Consider the following 26,347-nt stretch of genomic DNA (forward strand, 5'->3'; position numbering starts at 1 on the left):
CTTTGTTTGGCTATTTCCACTCAAGGATTGGCCAACCCCGCCGACTGGCCTGCTCGCGCAGATAGGGATCGGGATTCACGGCGTGCGGATGCCCAACGCGTTCTAGCAAGGGTAGATCGTTACGTGAGTCAGAGTAGAAACTGGCATCTGCAAGCTCGACCTCCTGATGATCTATCAGCTCGAGAAGGCGCGTCAGCTTGCCTTCTCGATAGGTCAGAACACCTTGAGTACGGCCAGTGTAGACCCCATGGGCCAGTTCCAGGTCGATGGCCAGTATTTCGCTGATCCCCAGCCTACCGGCAATCGGTTCGACCAGATGAGCACCGGACGCCGAAATCAATACGATCCGGTCGCCTCTGGCGCGATGTTCCGCAATGCAGCGGCAGGCATCGCTGAAGATCAGAGGCTCGATCACGTCTTCGACATAGGCGTCGATCTCCGGCTCCAGCTCCTCAGGTGCTCGACCTATGAGCGGCTCCAGGGCGAATGCCATGTATTCTTCCATGGCCAGGGCGCCTTCGGCATATGCCTTCATCAGGGCGGCATCACGCTGGATGAAGGACTCGTCAACCCAGCCGAGTTGGGCCATTCGCTGGCACCATAAACTGGAGCAGTCACCGTCGATCAGGGTTTCGTCAAGGTCGAAAATAGCGAGGGTCATGCGACTTCTCTTGCGGCTGATGAATCGATCCCCAATGTGACGCGTGAGCCGCACGGGTGCAAGGCAGAGGCATCCTGATTGAGGACATCTACCAGTAATTCGATCCCCAATGTCTGCACGCGATAGCGAATGACATTGCCTAGCAGCGTATGTCCGACAATCTCGGCACTGGGGCCTTCCGATGCGTTGATCCTGATCGATTCGGGGCGGATCGCCACCTGTTGAGTGAAGTTTCGCCCTAACAGGGTAGAGGCCTGAGCAGGATCGAGAATGTTGTAGTTACCCATGAAGCCTGCTGCAAACAGCGTGGCTGGCGCAGTATAGAGGGTTTCCGCATCGCCACTTTGTACGATGCGGCCCGCTTGCATCAATACGATGCGGTCGGACATTGTCAAGGCTTCTTCCTGATCATGCGTGACAAACAGGGTAGTCAGGTTGAGCGCTTGCTGAAGGCTGCGTATCTGTTCTCGTAAATGCTTGCGGATGCGCGCATCGAGTGCCGATAGCGGCTCGTCAAGCAGCAGCAGACGTGGACGAGTGACCAGTGATCGCGCCAGGGCGACACGCTGACATTGCCCTCCCGACAGCTGATGAGGGTAGCGGTCTTCGAACCCCTTGAGTTCTACCAGTTCGATCACTTCGGCGGTGCGCAGGTGTAAAGTTTGGCGATCCACTTTTTGCATCTTCAGGCCGAACGCTACATTTTGCGCGACCGTCATGTTAGGAAACAGCGCATAGCTCTGAAACACCATGGCAATGCTGCGCTTTTGCGGCGGCAGGGTCGCAATATCCTGACCGTCGAGCAGGATGCGTCCACCGTTTACCGAGGTTAAGCCTGCCAGGCAGCGCAGCAAGGTGGATTTGCCGCAGCCGGAAGGTCCTAAAAGCGTAACCAGCTCACCTTGTTCTGCAGAGAAATCGATGTCCTGAAAGATCATGTTCGAGCCGTAGCTCTTATGCAGATGTTCAACGCTTAGAAAGCTCATGATTTATCCCGGCTAAAACCACTGGCGGCCCACGTTACGGTCAGGACGACCAGAAAGTACGAAATGACCAGTGCGCTCGTGAAATGGCCGCTGCCATTGCGCATGTTGTACAGATAGACCTGCAAGGTTTCGTAACGCGCTCCAACAAGAATGTTGGCAAAAACGAATTCGCCAATCAGAAACGAAAATGACAGAAACAGCGCCACCATAAGACCCTTGCGCAGGTTGGGCAGTACCACCAGGAGGGCCGCCCGGAAGGTGCTGGCGCCCAGCAGGTGAGCCGCATCCATCAGGTCATGAATATTCAGTGCCTGCAGATTATTGCTGATGGCTCGGTACATGAACGGCAGGGCGATGGTGAAATAACAGCCGATCAGAATCCATGGTGTGCCTATCAACGGCAAGGGGCCGCCAGCATAGAGTTGCAGCAATCCTACGGAAGACACCACAGGCGGCACGGCGAACGGCAGCAGGATGAACACGTTCATGAGTGCATCGAGCCTGGGGAAGTGATAGGCGATGACGAACATGAGAGGAAGTACGAGGAAGACGGCCAGTAGCAGCGCGCCCACGCAGACGATCAATGAATGCCCGAAGGCGATGAGAAAGCGTGAGTCGCTCCAGAGCGCTACGTACCACTTTAAGGTCAGCCCGCTGGGAAGAAGCGTGGCGGACCATTGTGTTGCCAATGAATACAGCAAAGTGGCGGCAAGCGGCAGTAGAAGAATCAGAAAAAGCAGCCAGACGACCAGACGATGGTAGAGTGAAACCGACCGGTTAGCGTTTGACATGGTAGCTCCGGCGTAGCAGCCATTGATGGACAAGGGTAATCACGGCCATGAGCATCACCAGCAGCATGGCAAGGGCGCTCGCGAGGTTCGGATCGAGAAAGATGTCGCCAGAGACCAATGCCGCTATACGGACCGGGACTACATTGAAATTGCCCGTTGTCAGGGCATATACGGTTGCGTAGGCCCCCAGCGCATTGGCCAGCAGAATAATGAATGTACCTAGCAGCGCCGGAGTCAGCACCGGCAGCCCGATATGACGCCAGAAATGCCAGGTATTGGCGCCAAGCAGTGAGGCAGCTTCACGCCAGTCTTCGCGCAGGGCATCAAAGGCAGGGTAGAGCAATAGAACGCCTAGCGGGATCTGGAAGTAGGTATAGATCAGGATCAATCCGCTTTTGGAGTACAGGTTAAAGTCCTCAATCAGCCCGGTCTGCTTGAGCAGCAGGGTCAGGCACCCATTGAAGCCAAGCAGGATGATGAAGGCGAACGCCAGGGGAACACCGGCAAAATTGCTCGTCATGTTGGCAAAGGCTGTCACGAAATCTCTTAGCTTCGAGTCGACCTGGCGTAGCGAGTAACTGCCCAGAATGGCGATTAGCAGGCCTAACAGGCTGGACCAGACCGAAATCTCCAGTGAAAAGCGTATAGCCTGGCGATAGAAGGGTGATTCAAGGATTTCGGTGAAGTTACCCAGGCCCCAGCCATCCAGATGCTTGAGGCTGTTGATAGCGATCCAGATCAATGGGGCTATCTGAAATGCACAAAAGAAAACTAGAAAGGGCAGAAGGCACAATGTGGCGAGCCATTTGCCTTTCATGCCAGGAGTTCCCGACAAACCGGCTTGTCATGGGCGACACCTAAAAGCTCACAAAGCGTACCGCATAGGTCAGTTTGCACAGGGCTTGCCTCTTGCAGGCTGAAGCCTGTCCCGAACACGAATAACGGAACTTCACGCTCTTCAGGCAGCAGCCCCCCATGGCTGCGGTCATCATTCATGCCATGATCGGCTGTCACCATCACCTGATAGCCCGCCTCCAGCCATACCGGTAAATGGCCGGACAGGCATATATCCGCCAAACGTGCGGCGTTTCGATATTGGCTGCTGGAAAGTCCGTATTTGTGGCCAACATCATCGATATTCATCGAGTGAGCCAGCAGAAAATCAGGGGAATGACGTTGTCTCAAGCTTTCGGCGTCGTCGAAGAGGTGAGAGTTTGGATAGTGATCGGCGTAATAGAAATGGCCGTACTGGATAGGCAGGTCCGGGGCACAGATATGACGGTCCCGTGCGGCATCAAAGGGCGAACGGTTATAAAGTTCGCTGATCCAGTGATAGGCCGCAGCCGCCGTCGTGAGGTAGGCCTCGCGCGCATAATGAAACACACTGCGCTGGCTCGAAAGCCGGACGACCTGATTGTGCGTAATGCCACTGTCGACAGGGCGTACCCCTGTGAGAATGCACTCGTAGAGCGGGCGGGAAAGCGACGGCAATTCACACTGCATGGTATAGAGCCGTCCGCGCCCTGCCTGACAGACCCCCTGAAGGTAGCCCATACAGTCACGGGCGACTCCATAGGCCAGACCGTCCAGCACAACCAGGATCGTCTTCATTGGATCACTGCTTCATCTGCATGATCACGTTTTCCTGCCAGAGACGTGGCAGACGCTTGGCTGTTTCTTCCCAGGCCTTGGCATCCGCGATGGGCTTGGCACTGGCATATTGCTCGCTTGGTAACAGTTTAGCTTTTACATCCTCGGGTAGCTGGATATGGTCAGCACGGATGGGGCGGGCATAACCGCGAGCCAAGTTGATCTGGCCAGCATCGGAAAGAATGTATTCACGTGCCAGCTTGGCTGCATTCGGATGCTTGGCATACTTGTTCAGAATCGTGGTGTAGCCGGACGTAATCGAGCCGTCTGAAGGGATGAGCACTTCAAAGCGTGAAGTATCGATCTGATCGCGATAGTTCAACCCATTGAAGTCCCAAACGATACCCACTTCGACTTCGCCTTTTTCCAAGGTCGAGACGACCGGGTTGGTCATGGACAAACGGCCCTGCTGCGCCAGCTTGCCAAAGTATTCCAGGCCGGGCTTGATGTTCTTTTCGTCTCCACCGTTGGCGTAGGTGGCCGCCAGGACCCCACTCACTGCCTGTGAGGCAGCGCTTACATCGCCAATGGCAACCTTGTATTTGCCCTGCAGCAGGTCAGCCCAGCTATGGGGTACATCAGCTACCAGCTGCTTGTTGACGATAAACGCGATGGTGCCGGTATATGCCAGCATCCAGTGACCGTCCTTGTCCTTGGCCCAACCGGGAATCTGCTCCCAGGTGGTGGGCTTGTACGGTTGGGTTACGCCTTTCTCCACGGCGATGGGGCCAAACGAGGCGCCCACGTCACCCATATCGGCGGTGGCGTTTTCACCCTCGGCTGCGAATTTGGCTATTTCCTGGGCTGAGCTCATGTCTGTATCCATGTGCTTGAGGCCGTACTTTTTCTGCAGATCGGCCCAGGTATCCTTCCAGTTGGCCCAGGTATCAGGCATGCCTACGCTATCAACCTGGCCTTCCTGGCGGGCAGCCTGCTCGAGTATGTTCATATCCGTGGCGGCCGGGGCCAGGGTGCCATTCAGCGCAAGTGCGCTACCCAACAGTGAAGCAAGCAAGCGTTTCATTGAGCGCTCCTTCGAGGCGTGGTCGATTGGCTGGTCTAGATCAGCAAGACGCAAGCCAATCTACCGCCGAAGGATGACGATTTGATTTCCACCCTGATGGCATCTGTGCAGAGGGTTGCCCTAACGACGAATCATGAGCTAACTCGCAGCTTAACGGGGCGGTCATCTAGATAATCTAAGCTGTCACTTTTTCTTTCTGGCTCATGCATCCCTGAGCTTTACCGGCTGGACTAGTCCAAATGAGAGCAAGCCCGCACGATGACGCACCAAAAACCGTCACAGCCATCTGCCGCTCATTGGAGGAGCAGATTATCTGTGGTGCGCTTGCGCCCTCCACCAAGCTGCCTGCAGAACGACGTTTGAGCGAGTCGTTTTCAACGACCCGGATTACGTTGCGTGAAGCGCTTGGGCAGTTGGAGTTGCAGGGGCTGATTTATCGGGAAGAGCGACGTGGCTGGTTTGTTTCACCTCCCAGGGTGGCTTACAACCCGCTAGTACGCTCGCATTTTCACGCCATGGTGGCAGGACAGGGCCGTGTTCCGGCTACCGAAGTCCTCTCGGCTCGGTTGGTGTCCGCTAATGCAGCGGTGTGTGGGCTTCTCGAGCTTCCTGAACGTACGGGCGTCTATCAGATACGGCGAGCCAGGCGTATCGATGGCCGTCTGGTGCTCTATGTGGAGCATTATCTCAACCCGATCTATTTTCCCAATATTCTGCAATTTGACCTGACCCATTCGCTAACCGATCTCTATGCCAGCGAATACGGTATCCGGTATGGGCGTGTTCGTTTCGAAATGCGGCCTACAGCATTGCATGCGGACGCTGCGCAGGCACTTAAGGTCAGCATGGGAAGCCCGGCACTGCATATCACACGTATCAACCGCGATCAGCAGGGGCGTCTGATCGATTGCGATCTGGAATACTGGCGGCACGACGCCATTCATGTCAGCGTAGACGTGCCGGAGTGAGGTGAGTGCGGCGCCATGGTTGGCACCGCCTCCGAATGGTTAAGTCAGGCGTAGTTTTCCGGGTTCAACTTACGCTCGATCAGCTCCATAAGGATATGGATGATCTTGATATGCAGCTCCTGGATACGATCGGCATAGTGGCCGCCAGGCGCACAGATGCAGACATCGGCCATGGTTTCGAGCAGGGAGCCTGGTTTGCCGGTTAGTGCAATGACCTTGATACCCAACGCTTTTGCAGCCTCAGCGGCCTTGAGCACATTGGGACTCTTGCCGCTGGTGCTGATGGCCAGCAAGACATCTCCTTCGCGCCCATGGGACTCGATATAGCGAGAAAAGATGTAGTCGTAGCCAAAGTCATTTGCCACACAGCTGATGTGGCTGGCATCGCTTATGGAGACAGCAGCAATGCCCGGGCGGTTTTTGCGGTAACGGCCGGTCAGCTCTTCAGCGAAATGCATGGCGTCACACATGGAGCCGCCGTTACCACAGGAGAAAGCTTTGCCCTTGTGCTCGAAGCTTTCAACCAGCAGTTCTGCCGCACGCTCGATATTCCGTAGCGCCTGTTCGTCAGCCAAAAAGTTCTCCAGTGCTGTCTTGGCTTCGAGCAGACTGTTGCGGATATGCGTGATCATCGTGCGGTTCCCTCTGCCTTATGGCAGTACATGGCTGGAATAGAATGCTTTAAGGACTTTCACCAGATAATTCAGGTCATGGCTGCCGGCGAGTTCGCGGATCGAATGCATGGCAAACGTCGGCAGACCGATATCGACTGTGCGAACGCCCAGCTGGCTGGCGGTAATCGGGCCGATGGTCGAGCCACAACCCATATCGCTGCGGGTCACAAAGCTTTGAACCGGTATTTCATTTTCCAGGCAGAGATGACGGAAAAATCCACCGGTTTCGCTGTTGGTCGCGTAGCGCTGATTGTTATTGATCTTGATGACCGGCCCGGCATTGAGTTTAGGGCCATGATTGCCATCATGCTTCTCGGCATAGTTCGGGTGTACACCATGAGCATTGTCGGCCGAGATCAACAGTGAACGGGCGATGATCCGGGTAAAGTCCTCACCTTCCGGCAGGGCACGGCGCATGACTTGCTCAAGGAACGGGCCGTCCGCGCCACAGTGGGAGCTCGAGCCCACCTCTTCGTGGTCTGTGCATACCAGCACGCAGCTTTCATTACCATCTGCCGACAGCAGCGCTTCCAGACCGGCATAACAGGACAGCAGGTTATCCAGGCGGGCGCCGGCAATGAAGTCTTCATCCAGACCCACCACAGCGGCTTTCTGTACGTCATAGAACGATAGTTCGAAGTCGAGTACCGACTCGGCCAGGATGCCATGCTCCCGCTCCAGTTGCTCAGTCAGCAGCGCACGGAAATCGCGTCGCTCACTGGCCGGTACTTGCGCCACAATGGGGGGAAGCTCGTTCTGGGCATTGATGGGCCAGCCTTGATTGGCCTCACGATTCAAATGAATAGCCAGATTCGGAATGATAGCGATCGGACGTTTGAAGTCGATCAGGCGGCTATGCTGAGTGCCGGTCTGGCGAAAGGTGACACGACCTGCCAGGGACAGATCCCGATCGAACCAGGGCGCCATCAGCATACCGCCGTAAACTTCCACACCCAGCTGCCAGAACCCTTGTTTGTAGAGCTCTGGGTTGGGCTTTACGCGCAGGCAGGGGCTATCAGTATGAGCGCCGACCATCCGCAGGCCGTTGCGTAGCGGATCATCACCCAAGCGAAATGCGATCAATGAGGAGTCATTACGTGTAACGTAGTAACGTCCACCCGGACGAATATGCCAGGTATCCCGCTCATCCAGCCGCTGGAAGCCGGCCTGCTCAAGACGGCGACTCATCGTGGCGGTAGCATGAAAAGGGGTAGGGGACGAAGCGAGAAAGTCGATCAAACCTTGATTGAGTGTGTCGCGCATGCGGTACTCCTTACGATATACCCCTAGTCTATCCATTTATGCTGTTAGGGGGCTAACTCAGTTAGTCGATTAACGCGCCACAAGCTCGAAAAGGTGCCAATGCTTGTTGGCTCCCTTTGCCGTTTTCCCGGCCCCCTCAGTTTCGTCAAAATGAATCAACGTCCAATCCGAGGACAGCGCCAGAACAAAGGCTCTGTCCAGCACTGTGATGCCTCAGACAGCCCAACTGTCTCTCGGTCCGAACAATTGACCGGCGAACAGCCCGTTTGGCCGTAACGCCGTGGAAATTGAGTGCCATAAGGTGTTGAAGGACGAGGGCTCGCAAAAGGGAAGCGAGAAACTCGCATTGATCAACTGACATTTGGGCAGCTCCAGTGTCTCGAAGCGCGGTTGCAGCAGTGTAATTCCGGGAAACGAATGCTCAGGCGCTCAAGCGCCTCTGCCTGTGCATCAACGGCAATGACATCCCAGCCGCGCGCCAGGAGTTCGAGCGTGTCACGAGCTGTACCACAGCCAAGATCAAGCGCTACTCCAGTGGGACCGTTCCAATGATCCAGCGCACGCAGTAATGTAGAGCGGGCCGGCTCGTCACCTATGGCGTCGTAATAGCCGGTCTATTTGGGCCTTTTTAAAATGGTGCTGCGCTTTCAAAGCGCATGCGCTCACCTGTTTTGGGATGGGTCAGTGCCAGAAGGCTGGCATGCAGGCACAACCGGGGATGCGCATTCAAGGCGTCTTCATGAGCATAAAGCCGATCACCCAATAGCGGATGACCAATGGACAGCATGTGCACACGGAGCTGGTGGGAGCGTCCCGTAATAGGCGTCAACTCGACCCGGCTGTAATGACCGCAACGTTCCAGGACGCGCCAGAAAGTCAGCGCGTGGCGCCCTAACTCGTGATCGACGACATGCCGTGGCTTGGTCGGTGGATCATACCGCAGTGGTAATTCGATGCGGCCACTGTCGGCCTCAGGCTCACCCCAGCAAAGCGCGGTATAGGCCTTTTCAGTCTCGCGGTCATGGAACTGGCGAGAGAGCTCGCGGTGGCTGTCTGCGTCGCGCGCAAGCACCATGATCCCGGAGGTTTCCCAATCCAGGCGGTGCACAATACGTGCCTCGGGATAGCCGTTCTCTTGGAGGCGGGTTACCAGGCAATCCCTGTTATCTTCGGCTCGACCGGGAACCGAGAGCAGCAGGGTCGGCTTGTCTACTACCAGTAACGCATCGTCCTGGTGGATGAAACGGATATTTGAGAGAGGCATGTCACGTTCAGAAAAGAGCCCATCGGCGGTATGAGCCGCCGATGAATGACCAGCCAGGGATCAACGATCCCGGTCTGGCAGAGTAATGTTCAGTTCCAAAATCGAGCAGCTACCCTGGTTTTCCAGTTCCACCTGGATCTGGTCCTGCTCGATCGGTACATATTTGCGGATGACTTCCAGCAGATCTTTCTGCAGCTGAGGCAGGTAGTCAGGCTGGGAGTGACGTCCGCGTTCGTGAGCGACGATGATCTGCAGCCGCTCTTTGGCGATGGAAGCGCTGTTTTGCTTCCTCCGATCGCGAAAGAAAGCAAAGAGGCTCATTCACTCCCCCCAAATAGTCGTTGTAGGAAGCCTTTCTTCTTCACGTCGAGGAAGCGATGAGGCATTTCCTTGCCCAGCAGCCGCTCTACCGCGTCGCTGTAGGCCTGGCCGGCGTCGCTCTGTTCGTCGAGAATGACCGGAATACCCTGGTTCGATGCCTTCAGGACAGCCTGCGACTCAGGAATGACGCCGAGTAGACGGATAGCCAGAATCTCTTCCACATCCTCTACGCCCAACATTTCACCCTTATTGACGCGCTCTGGATTGTAGCGGGTCAGAAGGAGGTGCTCCTTGATCGCATCCTCGCCGTTTTCGGCGCGCTTGGATTTGCTGGCGAGCAGGCCAAGCATACGATCCGAGTCACGTACGGAAGAGACTTCCGGGTTGGTCACGACAATGGCTTCATCGGCGTAATACATGGCCAGATGGGCGCCTTTCTCGATCCCGGCAGGGGAGTCACAGACAATATATTCGAAGTTACCCTTAAGTTCTTCGATTACCTTGCCGACACCTTCCAGCGTAAGGGCATCCTTGTCACGCGTCTGGCTGGCTGCCAGCACATACAGATTCTCGAGACGCTTGTCTTTGATAAGCGCCTGGGTGAGCGTGGCTTCGTTGTTGATGACGTTTACAAAGTCATACACAACACGACGCTCGCACCCCATGATCAGATCAAGGTTACGTAACCCCACGTCGAAGTCGACGATAACGGTCTTATGCCCGCGCAGGGCCAGACCAGTGCCGATGGCCGCGCTTGTGGTTGTTTTGCCGACACCGCCTTTACCGGAGGTGACTACGAGTACTTTGGCCAAGCTGATTCACCCTAAATTCGAAATAAGCTCACGGAATGAACGGCTGGAGTACCAAAAAATGGCCGCCGGAACACTACACAATACTCGGCTGGACTCCAGACGCCATTCGGGTCTGAAAGCGGTATCGATGACGCTACCGCTTCGTAAAAAATTCGCGGCAGTATCCGTTAAAGACGTGTGATGTTCAACACATCTCCAGACAGACTGATCTGAACAGGATTTCCCCACTGGGGATGTCTGCGCAAGTCTTCCGCTACTTTGTATTGTCCAGCAATCGAGACCAGTTCGGCGGTGAGTTGCTGGCAAAAAATTCTTGCTTTTGTGTCGCCCTTCACACCTGCAAGGGCACGACCTCGCATTGGCCCATACACATGAATATTGCCGTCTGCGAGCAATTCAGCTCCCGGACTGACCGAGGATAACACCACCAGGTCACCACCGGGTGCATAAAGCTGCATGCCGCCGCGTACGGGTGCCGTAATGACTTTGGTGGGGTTCACGGCAGGTTCGGCAGGCTTCTCCGGTTCAGGTGCAGGGTCTGCCGCTTTTGCCGGTTCCCGCTCGCGCAGCTCAAGGGCACGCTCGCGCCCTGCACCGCTTGCCGGAGGAAGCACCGGCAGATCGAAATCGTTGGCGGCCCGGATGTCCAGAGGCCGCCTGGCTCGAAGCGCCAGGGTTCGCAGGCCATGGCGGCGACAGAGATCGAGCAGGGCACCCAGGTCAAGCACCTCATCGTCTTCCTCGAGCTTGTCGAGCGATAGAATGAGCGGGGTGTCGTGAAAGAAATTGGGCGCCTGTGCCACCTTCTGTGCCAATTGGCGGTCGAGGCGTGAAAGATCGTTGCGGGAGAGTTCCAGCACGGTAACGGCAAGCATGTTGCCCTTTAGCTGGAATACGGAATCGTTATCGAGAAGATCAACCTGGCTCATGTTGGGACCGCGTGCGTCAGATGCCGAGGACTTATAACGAGATGACAAGCATGTCGCAAGCATGGCTGCTTGCTAACGGTCAGGAATGTAGAATGTACCGTTTAATGTTTACCAGGATGTTTGATGGAACGCCCTCGTTTTCGACTTGCTTTTCTTCATCCCCGTTATTGGCTGCTCTGGCTGGGATTGGGCGTACTCTGGCTGATCGTCCAGCTGCCCTATTGCGTACTGCTTCGCCTGGGCCGCGCAATAGGCTGGGTCATACTGCACGTTTCTGCCAGTCGACGCCATATTGCGATGCGCAATCTCGAGTTGTGCTTTCCTCAATGGAGCGAGGCCGAACGTAAGCGTGTGCTCAGAGAAAATTTCGCATCGAACGGTATCGCCTTGATCGAGATGGCCATGAGCTGGTGGTGGCCCAGATCACGCCTGAGTCGGCTCGCTCATATCGAGGGAATCGAGCACCTCCAGCGAGCCCAACAAGAGAGCAAGGGGGTCATCCTGATGGCGTTGCATTTTACGACGCTCGAAATCGGCGCTGCGCTGCTTGGGCAGCGGCATACCATCGACGGAATGTACCGCGAACACAAAAACGCAGTGTTCGATTACGTGCAGCGCAAGGGGCGTGAGCGACATAATCTGGATGCCACTGCCATCGAGCGCGAAGATGTGCGGGCCATGTTGAAAGTGCTCAGAGGCGGCCGCGCCATCTGGTACGCACCTGATCAGGACTATGGCGCCAAGCAAAGTATCTTCGTGCCGTTATTCGGAATTCAGGCCGCTACGGTTACTGCTACCACCAAATTTGCACGCCTGGGCCGGGCACTTGTCATGCCCTTTACTCAAGAGCGGCTGGCCGATGGGTCAGGGTACCGCCTGGTTATCCATCCGCCGCTGGAGGACTTCCCGGGTGAGACAGAGGAGACTGACTGCCTAAGAATCAACCAGTGGGTGGAAAAAGAAGTCAGTAAGCTGCCCGAGCAGTACTTATGGGCACACCGTCGCTTCAAGACGCGGCCAGCTGGCGAACCCAAACTGTACGCCAAAAGCGACTGAGTTCCGTCGCGCACCCATGACACGCTATGCTCAAGGCGATGTGTTTAACCTCGGACTCAAGGAAAGGGTGTTGGACGTTACTTCGGCTGTTCCTGTTACAGGGCTGATCCTGTCTGGCGGTGGCGCTCGGGCGGCGTATCAGGTAGGGGTGCTTTCTGCCATTGCTGAGCTGCTGCCTGCGGGTGCGCGCAATCCTTTTCCTGTCATCGTGGGAACATCGGCGGGTGCCATCAATGCAACGGTATTAGCCTGTGGTGCGCTGCAGTTCCAACTGGCCTGTCAGCGCCTGACCCAGGTCTGGCAGAGTTTTCATATTGATCAGGTCTACCGCAGTGACTGGCCCGGCGTGATTCGGCAGGCCAGTCACTTCATTGGACAGAATGTCTTTGGTATACGTGGCAAGACGCCAGCGGCATTGCTGGATAATGCACCGTTACGCGCACTGCTAACTCGGGAGCTGGACTTTTCAGGTATTACAGCCGCAGTTAAGGCCCGGCATCTGCGGGCTATAGCCATTACTGCATTTGGGTATGACTCCGGCCACTCGATGACCTTTTACCAGGGACACGGTGCGATTGATCCCTGGCTGCGTCATCGCCGGGTTGGGTTTCCCACTCGTCTGAATGTCGAGCATCTAATGGCCAGTTCGGCCATTCCGCTTATCTTCCCGGCAGTCAAACTGGGGCGTGAATACCTGGGCGATGGCTCGGTGCGTCAGGCGGCACCTATCAGTCCGGCATTGCACCTGGGGGCTAACCGGGTATTGATCGTGGGCGTCAGCAACAACCCTCACGCCGATGCCTCCCGTTCGGAGGACGCCTCTGCCGCAACCGGTAAGGCGCCTACACTGGCGCAGATAGGCGGGCATCTGCTGAACAGTACGTTTATCGATAGTCTGGAAAGCGACACCGAGGTGCTTGAGCGTATCAACTTGATGAGCCAAATGATTCCGCCCTCGGAGCAGCAGAAGCGTCTTGGTGTAAAGCCGGTTGAAACGCTGGTGATCGCACCGAGCGAGCCCTTGGCTGAGATTGCGGCCCGCTTTCGACATGAGATGCCAGCGTCCCTGCGTTTGTTTCTTCGTGGGCCTGGTGCAACAAAGAAAAGCGGGTCTGCCGTATTGAGCTACCTGCTGTTCGAGGCAGGTTACTGTTCTGAGTTGATCGCACTTGGGCGGCGGGATGCCTTGGCCCAGCGTGATCAACTCATTCAGTTCCTAGGGCTGGAGCTGGCCGCTGCTCACTGACCGAACTCGCCGCGCTGATAGTCACGCAAGGCTTGTTCAATCTGCTCACGTGTATTCATCACGAAGGGGCCATATTGAACAATGGGCTCATTCAGCGGCGCGCCTGCAATCAACAACACGCGAGCACCTTGGGCGGATCGAATTCGCAGCTGCCCTTCATCGCTCAGGCGAACCAGCCGATTGGTCGTTACAGACGCCACGGTATCGCTTTCGACTTCAATCTGTCCTTCATACACATAGAGTAGGGCGCGATGCCCTTCGGGAAGGCGCGGACTGATAGCGCTTTGTGCCGGCATGATGAAGTCGAAATAATAGGGGTCCGTATCCGGCCGCTGCACGGCGCCCAGCTGCTGGTGTTCCCCGTCATCAAAATGGCCGGCAAGCACGACAACTTCAACGCCCTGTGAGGTAGTCAGGCGAGGTACTTCTGCAGGCTCATAGTCACGGTAGCTGGCGGGTCCCATTTTGGTTTTGCCAGGCAGGTTCAGCCACAACTGGAAGCCTCGCATCAGGCCTTCCTGTTGCTCGGGCATTTCGCTGTGAATGATACCGCGAGCAGCCGTCATCCACTGCAGGCCACCAGGCTTCAGAAGACCTTGGTTGCCCAGGTGATCCTCGTGGCGCATACGACCTTCGAGCATGTAGGTGACGGTCTCGAAGCCGCGGTGAGGGTGGGCTGGAAAGCCGCCGATATAGTCATCTGCATTGGCTGTATCGAACTGGTCCAGCATGAGAAAAGGATCGAAGCGCTCAACGCCCTGGCCGGCAAATACTCGCGTCATGCGTACGCCCGCGCCATCAGAAGCGGGCTGGCCTGTATGCAATTCAAGAACGTTGCGGTACATGATTCATACTCTCCAAGCGGCCAGACAAGGTGTCTGATCTCTAGATGAAATCATAATACTTCATTTATTTTAATCTATTTATCCATATTATATGTCTTTTGTATCTAATAATATGATGATTTTGGTTAGAAAGAAGCCGGCACGAGGCCGGCTTCTTTCTTATTCCTTTATTTGAAGCTTACGTGCTTCGGTATAGACGTAACGGACCTTCTCGTACTCAAACGGCGAGTTGAGCTGCCCATACCGGAAGTTGGTGATGTAACGTAGGTTGATACCGCGTAACAGTAGAATCTCCGGGTGACGGCCGCTTTCCTCATTTACATTCAGATAGTTGATCTGATTCTCGGCCAAGGTATCTACCGCAAAACCGCTGGCATCACGCAGATTGGACGGACCCAGTAACGGCAATACCAGATAAGGGCCGCTGGGAGCACCATAAAAACCCAGCGTCTGGCCAAAATCCTCGGATTGCTTGGCTAGTCCCATGCGCGTAGCAGGGTCCCACAGGCCAAAGACGCCGATAGTAGTATTTAGCAGCAGACGCCCCGTGGTATTCAGAGCCCTTTTACCCTTGAGTTGCAGCGTGCTGTTCAGCAGATTGCTGATGTCACCCAGGTTGCTGAAGAAATTGCTAACGCCACTTCGCACGAAGCCCGGCGTGACCCGACGATAGCCATTGACGACAGGTAATAGTACCCATTCATCCAGGCGGTAGTTGAAGTGGTAGACGCGGCGGTTCCAGGACTCCAGTGGGTCATAGACATCCAGCGCATTGAGCGACGCCCGCTCGAACTCGCGCTGATCTAGGCCAGGGTTGAATTTCAGCGTGGACAAGGGGTTGGTAAACCCGTCTGCGCCTACGGGTGAAGGTGATAAAGTTGACGAATCCGTATCGGCGAAAGCGTAAGCGCTAGCCAGTAAGGGAAGCAGGCAGAGGAATTTAGCCACGGGCGAAGAACTCCAGCATGGCGTCGGCGTTGACGCGATAATTGAGATTGCCGCAATGCCCGCCCAGCGGGTAAAGGGTCAGGCGATTACCGAACGTACGACGTAGGAAGCCGATATCACCAGGACCAAGAATCAAGTCATCTGCGTTGTGCATCACGCCGATCTTGTCGCTCTCCTTGAGATAGCCTTCCAATGCCGTCAGGCTGGATTGCCTGGCCAGTTCAGCCAGGCTGGTGCCCTTGGTCGTCCGTTCCCAGAAGGGTAAGAGCTGGTCATACATGTAGCAGTCAAAATCGCATTGCAGAGCGCGAGCAAAGAAGCGCGACAGGCTGGTCCCCTGATCGATCGGGTAGTCGGGCGGTGTGATCAAGCCACGACGGTTGATCAAATCGGATGTAAAGGCAATGTCTGCCGCTGAAAAGCGGAACGATGTACCAATCAGCATCGCCATTTCTTCATTGCTCAAGCGTTGGGGCGACTGCTGAAAATCGAAAAGCAGGGCTTCATTGAGATCAACATGGCCTTTCTGCTGGAAGTAACGGGTCAGCTTTGCCAGGACTAGCTCGTAAAACGTCCGGTTGTTGGTTATCCCATTGACCTGGGTCTGAACCAGCCGATCGAGGTTGCGCACTGAGGTCAATAGGTTGACCGGCGGATTGAGCAGCAAGACACGAGAGAAGTTGAAGCTGCGCTGGCTCTCGTCGAGCTTGCTGACGAACGCTGCATCCAGTGCGCCCAGGCTGTAACCGGTAAGAAAGTACTTGGTTACAGGCAGTTTGGGGTGCTGCGCGCGAACGGCCTGCATGACGCGATAGAGGTCTTCTGCATCGCCAGGGGTGTAGCCGGGCGTAGCCTGCCGGGAAGCCGCTGCCATGAAGTCGTAGCTGGTGGGTGAGGAAAGCTGAACGACATGGTAACCCGCACTGTAATACAGACGCTTGAGGTACTCCGGTGTGCTGGATGAGTAGTTGGCGCCGGTTCCGGCAATGATGAAGATCAGCGGCGCCGCATGATCCTGCATCGCCAGACGATAGTGCAGCTTCTTGACCGGCCAGAAGTTATCCGGAAGTTCGTACTCCCGTTCAGGCCGCAAGTTGATGCTGTAGTCTTTCTGATCAATTTCCAGATCAGTAGGCAGCAGTGGCTGTAATTCCAGCGGCGTGGAGGTGATAGTGGCTTCGAAGGGGTTGGTCAATGGGTAGCCATAGGTGGCAGCGTCAATATCAGCTGCGACACCACGACCGGAAAGACCAAGCAAGAGCGCACCCAGGAGAGCTGTGATGCGCAACGGGCTAAGCATAAGGAGAATCCTTTCGCAGGGTTGCTTATTGGAATAAGCCTATGACCACAGCCTGATAATAAGGTGCGCTGTGCTTGTTGGCTCTCTATCAAATTGTGCGTTCGGCCAGATTGGTCAGGGTTTCGCCTGTTACTCGATTGACTGTCCATTCATCCATTGAGATGGCGCCCAGGCTGCGATAGAACTGGATCGCAGGCTCGTTCCAATCCAGCACGGACCACTCCAGACGCCCACAATTACGCTCTACTGCCAGCCGTGCCAGGCTGATAAGCAGTGCCTTTCCGAGGCCTTCACCACGCGCAGCAGGGCTGACATAGAGATCTTCCAGATAGATACCCGGCTTGGCGAGCCATGTTGAGTAGTTGTGAAAGAACAGGGCAAAGCCGGCAGGCGTCCCGTCTATTTCTCCAATAAGCACCTCGGCGTAACGGCGCTCACCAAACAGTGTCGCGCGCAAGCTGTCTTCAGTCGCCATGACCTGCTCAGGCATTTTCTCGTAGTCGGCCAGCTCTTTGATGAAAGTCAGGATGTGCGAAACGTCAGCGTCAGTAGCTGGGCGGATATTCAGGCGGGACATGTAGAAACCTCGACATCGAAAGCGCTAAGCATGCCGAGGCTGTTTCCTGGAGGCAATAGAGGTGCCATTTCATTGCGGGTGTCGCATATGGCGGTTGCTCAGGTCGCTCTCAGGGCAGTCCCGTTTTCGTCGCCCTTGAAGATAAGGATGGCGCAGTGATGCCGTTTTCAAAAAGGGGACAGAGGATGCGAATGTTTCGAAAGGTAGTAGGCCTGGGTATGGTGCTCTTCCTGTCGGCAATGGCCAATCTGGCTATGGCGGCCAAGCCAACGGTAACCATTGGCTATGTGGATGGATGGGCCGACAGCGTAGCGACCACCTTCACGGCGGCCGAAGTCATTCGTCAGCAGTTGGGGTACGAAGTCAAGCTGATGCCGGTTGCAGCAGGGATCATGTGGCAAGGCGTTGCACGGGGCAAGCTGGACGCCATGCTCTCGGCATGGTTGCCTGGGACCCATGGTTCCTATTATGAAAAGATGAAGAATGATGTCGCCGACCTGAACGTGAACACACCGGACGCCAAGATCGGTCTGATCGTTCCTGAGTACGTAAAAGCCTCCAGTATTGCCGATCTGGCCGCCCAGAAAAGCGATTTTGGTGGGCGCATCGTAGGCATTGATGCCGGGGCGGGCGTCATGATCAAGACCGAGGAGGCGATCAAGGCCTATGATCTGGATTACAAGCTGGTGGCAAGCTCCGGCAGTGGAATGATTGCCGAGCTGATACGTGCGGAGCGAGACCAGAAGCCAGTTGCAGTCACGGGCTGGATTCCTCATTGGATGTTTGCCAAGTGGAAGCTCAAGTTTCTGGATGACCCCAAGGGCGTCTATGGCGGCTCCGAGCAGGTACGTACCATGGCTAATCCAGGACTGGAAAAAAAGGCCAAGCCGGTATGGGATTTCCTGAAAAAATTCTCCTGGCAGCCGGGAGAGGTCAATGAAGTCATGCTGGCCATTGAGGAGGGAAAAAAGCCTGAGCAGGCTGCAAAAGACTGGTTGAAAGCCCATCCTGACCGGGTCAAGAGCTGGCTCTAGACGATAAGGTAAAAGCCCCGCGTTTGCGGGGCTTTTCATTTAGCCAATGGTTACTGGCGGAAGCGTGCTCAATTCGATGCTCAATGCTTTCTTGGGGGCGAGCACCTCAGCTTCCCCATCAACCACTTGCTCATCGTTCTGATTGAAGACCCGTGTAGCCAGGCGCACTCGATTTTTCGGCAGCTTTTCCAACACCTCGATCTCGACCTTTAGCGTGTCGCCTAACTTGACCGGCTTGTTAAAGCTCAAAGTTTGTCCCAGATAGATGGAACCTGGCCCGGGCAGTTCACAGGCAATAGCAGCGCTGATCAGCGCACCGCTCAACATGCCATGGGCAATCTGCTCACGAAAGACACTCTTGGCGGCATACTCGGCGTCCAGGTGTACTGGATTTCGGTCACCGGAAACCTCGGCAAATAAGAGCAAATCACGTTCTTTGATGGTACGGCTGACAGAGGCCTTTTGGCCTACTTGCAGGGCTTCGTATGGGATATTGTCGGTCATGCTTGAAAGAAATCTCGTACTCTGTTGTTACGGTAAAGGGAAGACGATGCTGACGTAGTCGGCACTCAACGTTAAATCCAAGGACGCCAAGTTACGGCGATACGGCACGTTCTCTGCTATTTCAGCAGGTTATGACGGAGTATTATGAGTTTGTCTAAATACCACTCGTGACCATAAATCTTTTTTTAGTCATTTTCGTTACCAAGAGTCCGCTTTTCGGTGCTGGTGGAGACCTGTCAAAGCTGATAATCTCGGCTCGCCTTCATCGTATGAGTAGGCGATACAATCACAACAAGATCACGTTGTCGCTTAGGAGTGGGCTTCCATGACCCCGAATTTCTGGAAGGACAAATATCCGGACGGTATCGCTTCCGAGATCGACCCTGATCGTTATCCTAATGTCCAGACGGTCCTCAGGGAGTCCTGCGAGCGTTTCGCCGACAAGATTGCCTTCAGTAATTTAGGGCAGACCCTCACGTATCGTGAGCTGTATAGCCTGTCTGGGCAGTTTGCGGCTTATCTTCAGAATCATACCGATCTCAAGCCGGGCGACAGGATCGCCATACAGCTTCCCAATGTTCTGCAATACCCGATTGCCGTCTTTGGTGCCATGCGTGCGGGGCTGATCGTCGTCAATACGAACCCGCTGTATACCGCGCGTGAGATGCAGCACCAATTCAAGGACGCCGGTGCGCTGGCGCTGGTGTGTCTGGCCAACATGGCTCACCTTGCCGAGCAGGTCTTGCCCAATACGCAGATTCGCCATGTCATCATTACGGAAGTAGGTGACATGCTGCCTCCGCTCAAGCGCCTGGTGGTCAATAGCGTAGTCAAATACGTAAAGAAAATGGTCCCGGCCTACCGGTTGCCTCAGGCTGTGAAGTTCACGACTGCACTTGCCAAGGGGCGCCAGGGTGCTCTCAAGGAAAGCCAGCCGCACGGAGATGATGTCGCTGTGCTGCAGTACACCGGAGGTACTACAGGTATTGCCAAAGGCGCCATGCTGACGCACCGGAACCTGCTGGCCAATATGCTGCAGTGTCAGGTTCTGATGGCCTCGAATATGAAAGAAGGCCGCGAGATCGTAATCGCGCCGCTGCCGCTGTATCACATCTACGCGTTTACTTTTCATTGCATGGCGATGATGCTTCTGGGCAACCACAACGTGCTGATCACTAATCCACGTGACTTGCCTACAATGATCAAGGACCTGTCCAAGTGGAAGTTCACGGGGTTCGTCGGGCTCAATACGCTATTTGTGGCGTTGTGTAATAATGAGGCCTTCCGCGCCTTGGATTTTTCTGCTCTGAAGGTAACGCTTTCAGGCGGTATGGCCTTGCAGCACGCGGTTGCCGAGCGCTGGGAGCAGGTAACCGGATGTGGCGTCTGTGAAGGGTACGGCATGACCGAGACCAGTCCTGTCGTCAGTGTGAACCCTATCCAGCATCGACGCATTGGCACCATCGGTATCCCGGTACCCTCTACGGACTGTAAAGTAGTGGATGAGGATGGCGTTGCCCAGCCGTTCGGGCAGCCTGGTGAGCTCTGTGTCCAGGGCCCTCAGGTCATGAAGGGGTACTGGAACCGCCCCGAGGCGACTGCCGAGGTATTGAGTCCGGAAGGTTGGCTGCGTACCGGTGATATCGCAGTAATCGATCCAGACGGATATATCCGAATCGTGGATCGTAAAAAGGATATGATTCTGGTTTCCGGATTCAACGTGTATCCGAACGAACTGGAGGATGTACTGGCTCAGCTACCAGGCGTCCTGCAGTGTGCAGCGATTGGCGTGCCGGATGAAAAGGCGGGCGAGCAGATCAAGGTATTCGTTGTACCTAAGCCTGGTGCCTCCCTGACGACCGAGCAGGTGCTCAAGCACATGCACGATAATTTGACAGGCTATAAACGACCCAGGCAGGTCGAGTTCCGAGACAGTCTGCCTACGACAAATGTCGGCAAGATTCTGCGCCGCGAATTGCGTGATGCCGAGCTGAAAAAGCTCAAGGCCTGATCGGCTTTTCCTGCACAGAGCCCCGACTTTCGGGGCTTTGTCGTTTTCGTTTGGGCAAACCTGCGACAATGCCCATCTCTCTCTTTATAAGGTGCCTGAACTGGCGAACCGAGCCAGCCTTTCAGGTTCCTACTTGAAATGGTTGCCATATAGCATTCAATGACTGAGCAAACATCGTCTTTCGAACAACTTTCCAAGCGTCTGGACCAAGCCCTTACTGCCGATCGGCACCGCTTGCGTCGCCAATTGAGTGACCTGCGCAAGAAGCCTGATGATGCCCGGCTTGCACAGTGGACAGAGCGCTTTCAGGCCTCCTGCGCCAAAGTGGAGGCGCGTCGTGCCAGTGTGCCGATCATGCGCTATGACGACAACCTGCCCATCGCCGCCAAGCGCGAAGAGATCAAGGCGGCGCTTGAAAAGCATCAAGTAGTCGTGATCGCCGGTGAAACCGGCTCAGGCAAGACCACGCAGTTGCCCAAGATCTGTCTGGAGATCGGCCGAGGTATACACGGCCTGATCGGCCATACTCAGCCGCGTCGCCTGGCGGCGCGTAGTGTAGCCAGCCGTGTTGCTGAAGAAATCGGTACTCCCTTGGGGGAGCTGGTAGGTTATCAGGTGCGCTTTGAGGATCAGTCCAATGAGCGCAGCCTGATCAAGCTGATGACTGACGGCATTCTCCTGGCTGAAACCCAGCATGACCGTTACCTTGAGCGCTATGACACAATCATTGTCGATGAGGCGCATGAGCGCAGTCTGAACATCGATTTTCTGCTGGGCTTTCTAAAGACTCTGCTGCCACGGCGCCCGGATCTCAAGCTGATCATCACGTCAGCGACCATTGATCTGGAGCGCTTCTCCAAACATTTCGGCGATGCCCCCATCGTCGAAGTGTCGGGACGGACCTATCCGGTCGAGACTTGGTATCGTCCTTTGGCCGCAGAAACGGATGAAGATGGCGAACGCCTGGAAGACGATCTGAGTGTTGATCAGGGCATCCTGGCGGCGCTGGATGAGCTGGAAGCGTTCGAGCGCAGCGAGCATAAGCGACCCGGCGACGTATTGGTGTTCCTGCCAGGGGAGCGTGAAATTCGAGATGCAGCCGAAGTGCTGCGCAAGGCCAACCTCAAGCACACGGAAATCCTGCCGCTGTACGCGCGGCTTACGCCCGCCGAACAACAGAAGATTTTTCAGTCCCATCCCGGGCGGCGTGTAGTCCTGGCGACCAACGTGGCTGAAACATCGTTGACTGTGCCGGGTATCCGTTACGTCATTGACAGCGGCACGGCTCGTATCAGCCGCTACAGCTATAGAGCGAAGGTTCAGCGGCTGCCTATCGAGGCGGTTTCCCAAGCCAGTGCCAATCAGCGTAAGGGGCGCTGTGGACGGGTGGAGCCCGGTATCTGCATTCGTTTGTATAGCGAAGAAGATTTTCTTTCACGTCCAGCTTTTACGGACCCTGAAATTCTGCGGACCAATCTGGCCGCGGTCATTCTTCAGATGCTGCACCTGCGGCTCGGTCGGATTGAGGACTTTCCTTTCATCGAGCCACCGGATGGCAAGGCGATCAAGGATGGTTTTACGCTGCTTCAAGAGCTGTCGGCGGTAACGAATCAGGGACAACTGACAGCATTAGGACGGCAACTGGCGCGCCTGCCAATCGATCCTCGCCTAGGCCGCATGCTGCTGGAGGCGGCAGAGCAGGGCAGTCTTTCCGACGTTCTGATTGTAGCCAGTGCATTGTCTGTGCAGGATCCCCGTGATCGCCCGGCGGAGCGTCAGCAGGCTGCCGATCAGGCTCATGCCCAGTGGAAAGATCCAGACTCGGACTTCGGTGCGCTAATCAAGCTGTGGCATGGCTTCGAGGAGCAGCGCCAGGCGCTCGGCTCGAATGCGCTTCGTAGCTGGTGTCGCAGAAATTTTCTCAATTACTTGCGCCTGCGTGAGTGGCGAGATGCGCACCGTCAGCTGACCTTGATCTGCCGGGAGCTCAAGCTCAAGAGTAAGCCTGCTGACGCACAGCCTGTTGTTCAGACGCCTGTAATCGAAGAAAGCTCGCCTTCGACTGACAAGAAAGTCAACACCAAAGCTGCCCTGCAGGCCGAAGCGGCCGAGGCTGCACAGCGGGCGAAAAGTTATGCCTCGGTGCACAAGGCCATTCTGTCAGGTCTCTTAAGCCAAATTGGTAACAAGACTGAAGAGGGCGACTTTCAGGGGGCCCGCCAGCGACGCTTCTGGATTCATCCATCCAGTGTTATTGGCCGCAAGAAGCCAAACTGGGTAATGGCGGCCGAGCTGGTTGAAACGACCAAACTGTTTGCGCGCATGGTAGCCAAGATCGATGCGGATTGGATCGAGCCGCTGGCGCGCCATCTCACCAAGGCTAATTACTTCGAACCACATTGGGAGAAGCGTCGAGGACAGGTAATTGCCTACGAGCAGATTACGCTGTATGGGCTGATCATTGTAGCCAAACGGCCCGTGCATTATGGGCCTATCGACCCTGCCGTTTCTCGTGAGTTGTTTATCCGTGAAGGCTTGGTGAGAGGCGAGATCCAGTCGCGCGCGAAGTGCCTGAGCGCCAATCGCCAACTGCTGGAGCGACTTGATGAGTTGGAGGCCAAAGCGCGTCGGCGTGACATTCTTGCCGATGAAGAGACGCTGTTCGAGTATTACTCGGCTCGTTTGCCTGCCGATATTTACCAGACAGCAACCTTTGACAGCTGGTACAAGCGGGAAAGCGCTAAGAGCCCGCAGCTGCTGATCATGCGCGAGGAGGATGTGCTCGCCCGTGAGGCCAGCGAGGTTACCGCAGCGCAGTATCCAGATACGTTACGTATCGGCGATCTGCAGCTACCGCTGACTTACGAGTTTGACCCCGCCCAGCCACGCGATGGCGTTACCCTGCGTGTACCGGCGCCCCTGTTGTCACAATTGCCACCGGAGCGACTGGAATGGCTGGTGCCAGGGTTGTTATACGACAAGGCCGTTGCGTTGGTGCGCAACCTGCCCAAGGCGATTCGCAAGAATTTTGTTCCGGTTCCGGATTTCGTCAAGGCAGCATTGAGCAAGATCACCTTTGGACAAGGATCGTTATACGAAAGCCTGGGACGTGAGCTGTTACGCATGACCGGAGCGCGGATACCTGAAGATGCCTGGCCGGAGGCTGCCAATCTGCTTGATCGGCATCTTCGAATGAACATCGAGGTTGTCGATGCCAGCGGCAAGTACTTGGGTGAAGGCCGTGACCTCACAGAGCTGACAGCCCGCTTTGCCGAAGCCAGCCAGGCCGCTCTGGCCGTTCCTCAGCAAAAGGCCGAACAGCAAAAGCCTGTTGAGGCTAAAGCCTTTGCAGTCGTCCCACAGCAGGCCCAGCAAAAGATCGCAGGTCTCTCCATGACAGTGTATCCGGCGCTGGTGGAGGAGAACGGTGTAGTCAAGGAGGGTCGGTTCTCTACCCAGTCGGAAGCGGAGTTCCAGCATCGCCGGGCACTACAGCGGCTTTTGTTGCAGCAGTTGAGCGATCAGGTCAAGTTCCTGCGCAATAAGCTGCCTGGGCTGACCGAGCTAGGATTGCTTTATCGAGATCTGGGACGTATCGACTCACTGGTTGAGGATATTCTTCTGGCCAGCCTTGATAGCTGCATTCTGGACGGTGAACAGCCGTTGCCTCGAGAGGGAGCTGCTTTGGCTTCGCTGGCCGAGAAAAAGCGAGGCGGGCTGACCGAGCATGCCGAGCGTACGGCACGATTGGTGTTGGAGATTCTCAAGCAGTGGCATGCCCTGCAGAAGCGATTCAAAGGCAAGATCGATCTGGCTCAGGCTATGGCGCTCAACGATATCAAGCAACAGCTCAGTGCTCTGGTTTACCCCGGATTTGTTCGTGAAACGCCTCTGCAATGGCTTAAGGAGTATCCGCGCTATCTCAAGGCTGTCGATCAGCGTCTGGACAAGGTGGGGTCTCAGGTTCAGCGGGATCGGGTCTGGACGAGCGAGTTGGCGGGTTACTGGGAGCAATACAAGGCTAGGGCAACCAAGCATGCTCAAGAGGGCAAGCATGATGAGAATCTAGTCTTGTATCGATGGATGCTGGAGGAGTATCGAGTGTCGCTGTTTGCTCAGCAGCTGGGTACACAGATGCCTGTCTCCGACAAGCGCCTCAGCAAGCAATGGCAGTCCGTAGAGGCGTAAGGGCTTACGGTAAGAGTAGGGTTGAGCTGCTCAACCCTGCCTGCCTGTTACTGGCGGTAAATCCATTCAAGTCCGGGATAATCCGCGAATGCCTGAGGAAAAAGATAGTCACCTCGGAAAACTGGGACATCCAGACTTGTCCAGCGGGGCGCGAAAGAGGGTAGTTGAGTAGCAATCGCTTCAGCCAATAGTGTTGTGCAATAAAGATGGGGCTTGTCGCGCGGTTCGAGCACAAAGGTTCGTCCCAAAGTACTTTTCAGATACTGTGCAATGCGTTCCTTTTGTTCAGGATTCAAAAAAGTCGGCCGTGCTACTGCGAAATGCCTTGCCATGTCTGGCTTTAGAAACTCATCTAAAGGCGTAAGCAGGACTTGGTTTGGATGTGCAGGATCATCGTCTGTTGTGGCATGAACGATCAGGACCGTAGGTGTTGTGGCGACAACCATGCCTACGTGGGAAAACCTGCTACCACTCACCTGTTCTACGATTCGACTGTCTGTTGATGTTCCCAGGCGAAACAGCCAGTCGCCAACTGCCAGTGACGACGGGCTCAGGCGCTGCCCGGGGAGGGTAGGTAATGCCTGAGGCTGGCGGCCTTCGTAGGCCGCTATTGCCAGGCCCATGCACAGCAGGGCTGTTAGAGCCCAACGACACAAACTGTTCATCTGTCGAATAGCAAAAGGCTTTATCCGATGTGGACAAAGCCCTCGTCCAATCAGATCTTGATCTTCCAGTCGCCGTCGCTCTGAATTAGATGAGTGTGTTCAGTACGGGTTTCGCCGTCTTTTTTGAAAGTAACCGTTACGCTGACATCGGCGCGTGTCTTGTCATCGTTATAGGTTGTTTTTTCGGCTTTTATACTCTTGACGCCACCCAGTGATTCGGCCTGTTTAGCCCTTTCCGTAAGCAGCATCTGAAACTTGCCACGTACAAAGTCCTTTGCGTTCGCATCCGCATCCTTGGGTACATCGATCAGATCCATCATGGTATCAAGGTCTTGGGTGTAAGCCGCTTTTATGAAGCGCTCCGCAACGCTTTCCGGGGTGTTGGCACCAGAGCAGGCGACCAGGAAGGAGGCAACAAAAATCAGAGCGAACCATTTCTTGATAAGAAACATATGAAATCCTTTTCGTAAATCGGTAGCTGGAAATCCAGGGCGGCGGATTTTACTTAATCACACCTGTATTAGGTGAGAGCTAATCGTGATTTAGCCGTGCTCCACCAATGTGTGGATACATAAAAAGTGATTTGCGGACAATCCAGGCTGCCAGCCTGCTCACTCGTCGCTGTTCGAG

26 protein-coding genes are annotated in these 26,347 nt (G+C 55.5%); 6 read left to right on the forward strand and 20 right to left on the reverse strand.

Going from position 1 to position 26,347, the window contains the following annotated elements; all coding sequences use genetic code 11:
- Positions 1-10: 10 nt before the first annotated feature.
- The 6 genes from QWJ10_RS05860 to QWJ10_RS05885 are packed head-to-tail and all read right to left on the reverse strand — an operon-like array spanning position 11 to position 5,112.
- Positions 11-661, reverse strand: coding sequence for an HAD family hydrolase (locus QWJ10_RS05860; protein ID WP_122042054.1), 651 nt, complete (start codon positions 659-661; stop codon positions 11-13).
- The gene (locus QWJ10_RS05865; protein ID WP_289924723.1) at positions 658-1,647 is read right to left on the reverse strand and encodes an ABC transporter ATP-binding protein; all 990 of its coding nucleotides are present in this window, start codon (positions 1,645-1,647) and stop codon (positions 658-660) included. The genes QWJ10_RS05860 and QWJ10_RS05865 overlap by 4 nt, the downstream gene beginning before the upstream one ends.
- Positions 1,644-2,438 (reverse strand): ABC transporter permease, encoded by a 795-nt coding sequence (locus tag QWJ10_RS05870; protein ID WP_289924724.1) that lies wholly within the window; start codon positions 2,436-2,438, stop codon positions 1,644-1,646. Before QWJ10_RS05870 ends, QWJ10_RS05865 begins: the two co-directional genes overlap by 4 nt.
- The gene (locus QWJ10_RS05875; protein ID WP_125888226.1) at positions 2,425-3,255 is read right to left on the reverse strand and encodes an ABC transporter permease subunit; all 831 of its coding nucleotides are present in this window, start codon (positions 3,253-3,255) and stop codon (positions 2,425-2,427) included. Before QWJ10_RS05875 ends, QWJ10_RS05870 begins: the two co-directional genes overlap by 14 nt.
- Complete coding sequence (locus QWJ10_RS05880; RefSeq protein WP_289924730.1) at positions 3,252-4,049, reverse strand: alkaline phosphatase family protein; 798 nt, start codon at positions 4,047-4,049, stop codon at positions 3,252-3,254. The genes QWJ10_RS05875 and QWJ10_RS05880 overlap by 4 nt, the downstream gene beginning before the upstream one ends.
- 4 nt (positions 4,050-4,053) lie before the next feature.
- Positions 4,054-5,112: an ABC transporter substrate-binding protein gene (locus tag QWJ10_RS05885; protein ID WP_289924732.1), complete on the reverse strand. Its 1,059-nt coding sequence runs from the start codon at positions 5,110-5,112 to the stop codon at positions 4,054-4,056.
- 239 nt (positions 5,113-5,351) lie between these two features.
- Here QWJ10_RS05885 and QWJ10_RS05890 point away from each other — a divergent pair, with 239 nt between their 5' ends.
- Positions 5,352-6,080 (forward strand): UTRA domain-containing protein, encoded by a 729-nt coding sequence (locus tag QWJ10_RS05890; RefSeq protein WP_289924734.1) that lies wholly within the window; start codon positions 5,352-5,354, stop codon positions 6,078-6,080.
- Between the two features lie 44 nt (positions 6,081-6,124).
- Here QWJ10_RS05890 and lpcA read toward each other — a convergent pair whose 3' ends face one another.
- The 7 genes from lpcA to minC form a co-directional block, all read right to left on the reverse strand.
- Positions 6,125-6,712, reverse strand: coding sequence for a D-sedoheptulose 7-phosphate isomerase (lpcA, locus tag QWJ10_RS05895; protein WP_019367152.1), 588 nt, complete (start codon positions 6,710-6,712; stop codon positions 6,125-6,127).
- An 18-nt stretch (positions 6,713-6,730) separates the two neighbouring features.
- Entirely contained in the window at positions 6,731-8,017 is a 1,287-nt protein-coding gene (locus QWJ10_RS05900; protein ID WP_019367151.1) for a M18 family aminopeptidase, read from the reverse strand.
- Positions 8,018-8,367: 350 nt separating this feature from the next.
- On the reverse strand, positions 8,368-8,613 hold the full coding sequence (locus QWJ10_RS23160; RefSeq protein WP_354669623.1) for a methyltransferase domain-containing protein: 246 nt from the start codon (positions 8,611-8,613) through the stop codon (positions 8,368-8,370).
- Positions 8,614-8,645: 32 nt separating this feature from the next.
- On the reverse strand, positions 8,646-9,281 hold the full coding sequence (locus tag QWJ10_RS05910) for an RluA family pseudouridine synthase (RefSeq protein WP_074824480.1): 636 nt from the start codon (positions 9,279-9,281) through the stop codon (positions 8,646-8,648).
- Between the two features lie 60 nt (positions 9,282-9,341).
- Positions 9,342-9,602, reverse strand: a complete 261-nt coding sequence (gene minE, locus QWJ10_RS05915; protein ID WP_010795129.1) for a cell division topological specificity factor MinE — start codon at positions 9,600-9,602, stop codon at positions 9,342-9,344.
- Positions 9,599-10,414 carry a septum site-determining protein MinD gene (gene minD / locus QWJ10_RS05920; RefSeq protein WP_010795128.1) on the reverse strand — a complete coding sequence of 272 codons (816 nt, stop codon included), beginning with the start codon at positions 10,412-10,414 and terminating at the stop codon, positions 9,599-9,601. The genes minE and minD overlap by 4 nt, the downstream gene beginning before the upstream one ends.
- A 167-nt stretch (positions 10,415-10,581) precedes the next feature.
- On the reverse strand, positions 10,582-11,343 hold the full coding sequence (minC, locus tag QWJ10_RS05925; RefSeq protein ID WP_074824478.1) for a septum site-determining protein MinC: 762 nt from the start codon (positions 11,341-11,343) through the stop codon (positions 10,582-10,584).
- A 123-nt stretch (positions 11,344-11,466) separates the two neighbouring features.
- Between minC and QWJ10_RS05930 the strand changes: the two genes are divergently transcribed.
- Together QWJ10_RS05930 and QWJ10_RS05935 are read left to right on the forward strand one after the other, a co-directional pair.
- Positions 11,467-12,399, forward strand: a complete 933-nt coding sequence (locus tag QWJ10_RS05930; RefSeq protein WP_289924745.1) for a lipid A biosynthesis lauroyl acyltransferase — start codon at positions 11,467-11,469, stop codon at positions 12,397-12,399.
- A gap of 16 nt (positions 12,400-12,415) precedes the next feature.
- Complete coding sequence (locus tag QWJ10_RS05935; RefSeq protein WP_289924746.1) at positions 12,416-13,645, forward strand: patatin-like phospholipase family protein; 1,230 nt, start codon at positions 12,416-12,418, stop codon at positions 13,643-13,645.
- On the opposite strand, the gene QWJ10_RS05940 is transcribed toward QWJ10_RS05935, so the two are convergent.
- The 4 genes from QWJ10_RS05940 to QWJ10_RS05955 all read right to left on the reverse strand — a co-directional run bounded on the left by QWJ10_RS05940 (position 13,639) and on the right by QWJ10_RS05955 (position 17,315).
- Entirely contained in the window at positions 13,639-14,490 is an 852-nt protein-coding gene (locus QWJ10_RS05940) for a pirin family protein (RefSeq protein ID WP_289924748.1), read from the reverse strand. The two genes, QWJ10_RS05935 and QWJ10_RS05940, sit on opposite strands and share 7 nt — an antisense overlap.
- 159 nt (positions 14,491-14,649) lie before the next feature.
- The gene (locus QWJ10_RS05945) at positions 14,650-15,438 is read right to left on the reverse strand and encodes a VacJ family lipoprotein (RefSeq protein WP_019367144.1); all 789 of its coding nucleotides are present in this window, start codon (positions 15,436-15,438) and stop codon (positions 14,650-14,652) included.
- Entirely contained in the window at positions 15,431-16,738 is a 1,308-nt protein-coding gene (locus QWJ10_RS05950; protein ID WP_125888233.1) for a serine/threonine protein kinase, read from the reverse strand. The genes QWJ10_RS05945 and QWJ10_RS05950 overlap by 8 nt, the downstream gene beginning before the upstream one ends.
- Before the next feature lie 88 nt (positions 16,739-16,826).
- Positions 16,827-17,315, reverse strand: a complete 489-nt coding sequence (locus tag QWJ10_RS05955; RefSeq protein ID WP_010795121.1) for a GNAT family N-acetyltransferase — start codon at positions 17,313-17,315, stop codon at positions 16,827-16,829.
- A 185-nt stretch (positions 17,316-17,500) separates the two neighbouring features.
- Between QWJ10_RS05955 and QWJ10_RS05960 the strand changes: the two genes are divergently transcribed.
- The gene (locus tag QWJ10_RS05960) at positions 17,501-18,349 is read left to right on the forward strand and encodes a glycine betaine ABC transporter substrate-binding protein (RefSeq protein WP_026004140.1); all 849 of its coding nucleotides are present in this window, start codon (positions 17,501-17,503) and stop codon (positions 18,347-18,349) included.
- 39 nt (positions 18,350-18,388) lie between these two features.
- Here the strand turns inward: QWJ10_RS05960 and QWJ10_RS05965 are convergent, their stop codons facing one another.
- The gene (locus QWJ10_RS05965; RefSeq protein ID WP_289924765.1) at positions 18,389-18,853 is read right to left on the reverse strand and encodes a MaoC family dehydratase; all 465 of its coding nucleotides are present in this window, start codon (positions 18,851-18,853) and stop codon (positions 18,389-18,391) included.
- Between the two features lie 325 nt (positions 18,854-19,178).
- Here QWJ10_RS05965 and fadD1 point away from each other — a divergent pair, with 325 nt between their 5' ends.
- On the forward strand, positions 19,179-20,864 hold the full coding sequence (gene fadD1, locus QWJ10_RS05970) for a long-chain-fatty-acid--CoA ligase FadD1 (protein ID WP_019367141.1): 1,686 nt from the start codon (positions 19,179-19,181) through the stop codon (positions 20,862-20,864).
- 159 nt (positions 20,865-21,023) lie between these two features.
- Positions 21,024-25,052: an ATP-dependent RNA helicase HrpA gene (hrpA, locus tag QWJ10_RS05975; protein WP_289924769.1), complete on the forward strand. Its 4,029-nt coding sequence runs from the start codon at positions 21,024-21,026 to the stop codon at positions 25,050-25,052.
- Between the two features lie 47 nt (positions 25,053-25,099).
- Here hrpA and QWJ10_RS05980 read toward each other — a convergent pair whose 3' ends face one another.
- Positions 25,100-25,717 carry a YiiX/YebB-like N1pC/P60 family cysteine hydrolase gene (locus QWJ10_RS05980; RefSeq protein WP_033353075.1) on the reverse strand — a complete coding sequence of 206 codons (618 nt, stop codon included), beginning with the start codon at positions 25,715-25,717 and terminating at the stop codon, positions 25,100-25,102.
- Between the two features lie 50 nt (positions 25,718-25,767).
- On the reverse strand, positions 25,768-26,169 hold the full coding sequence (locus tag QWJ10_RS05985) for a DUF4878 domain-containing protein (protein WP_010795115.1): 402 nt from the start codon (positions 26,167-26,169) through the stop codon (positions 25,768-25,770).
- Positions 26,170-26,347 lie beyond the last annotated feature (178 nt).

Origin of the sequence: Pseudomonas sp. WAC2 (assembly GCF_030403525.1) — a bacterium.
Taxonomy (GTDB): Bacteria; Pseudomonadota; Gammaproteobacteria; order Pseudomonadales; family Pseudomonadaceae; genus Chryseomonas; species Chryseomonas luteola.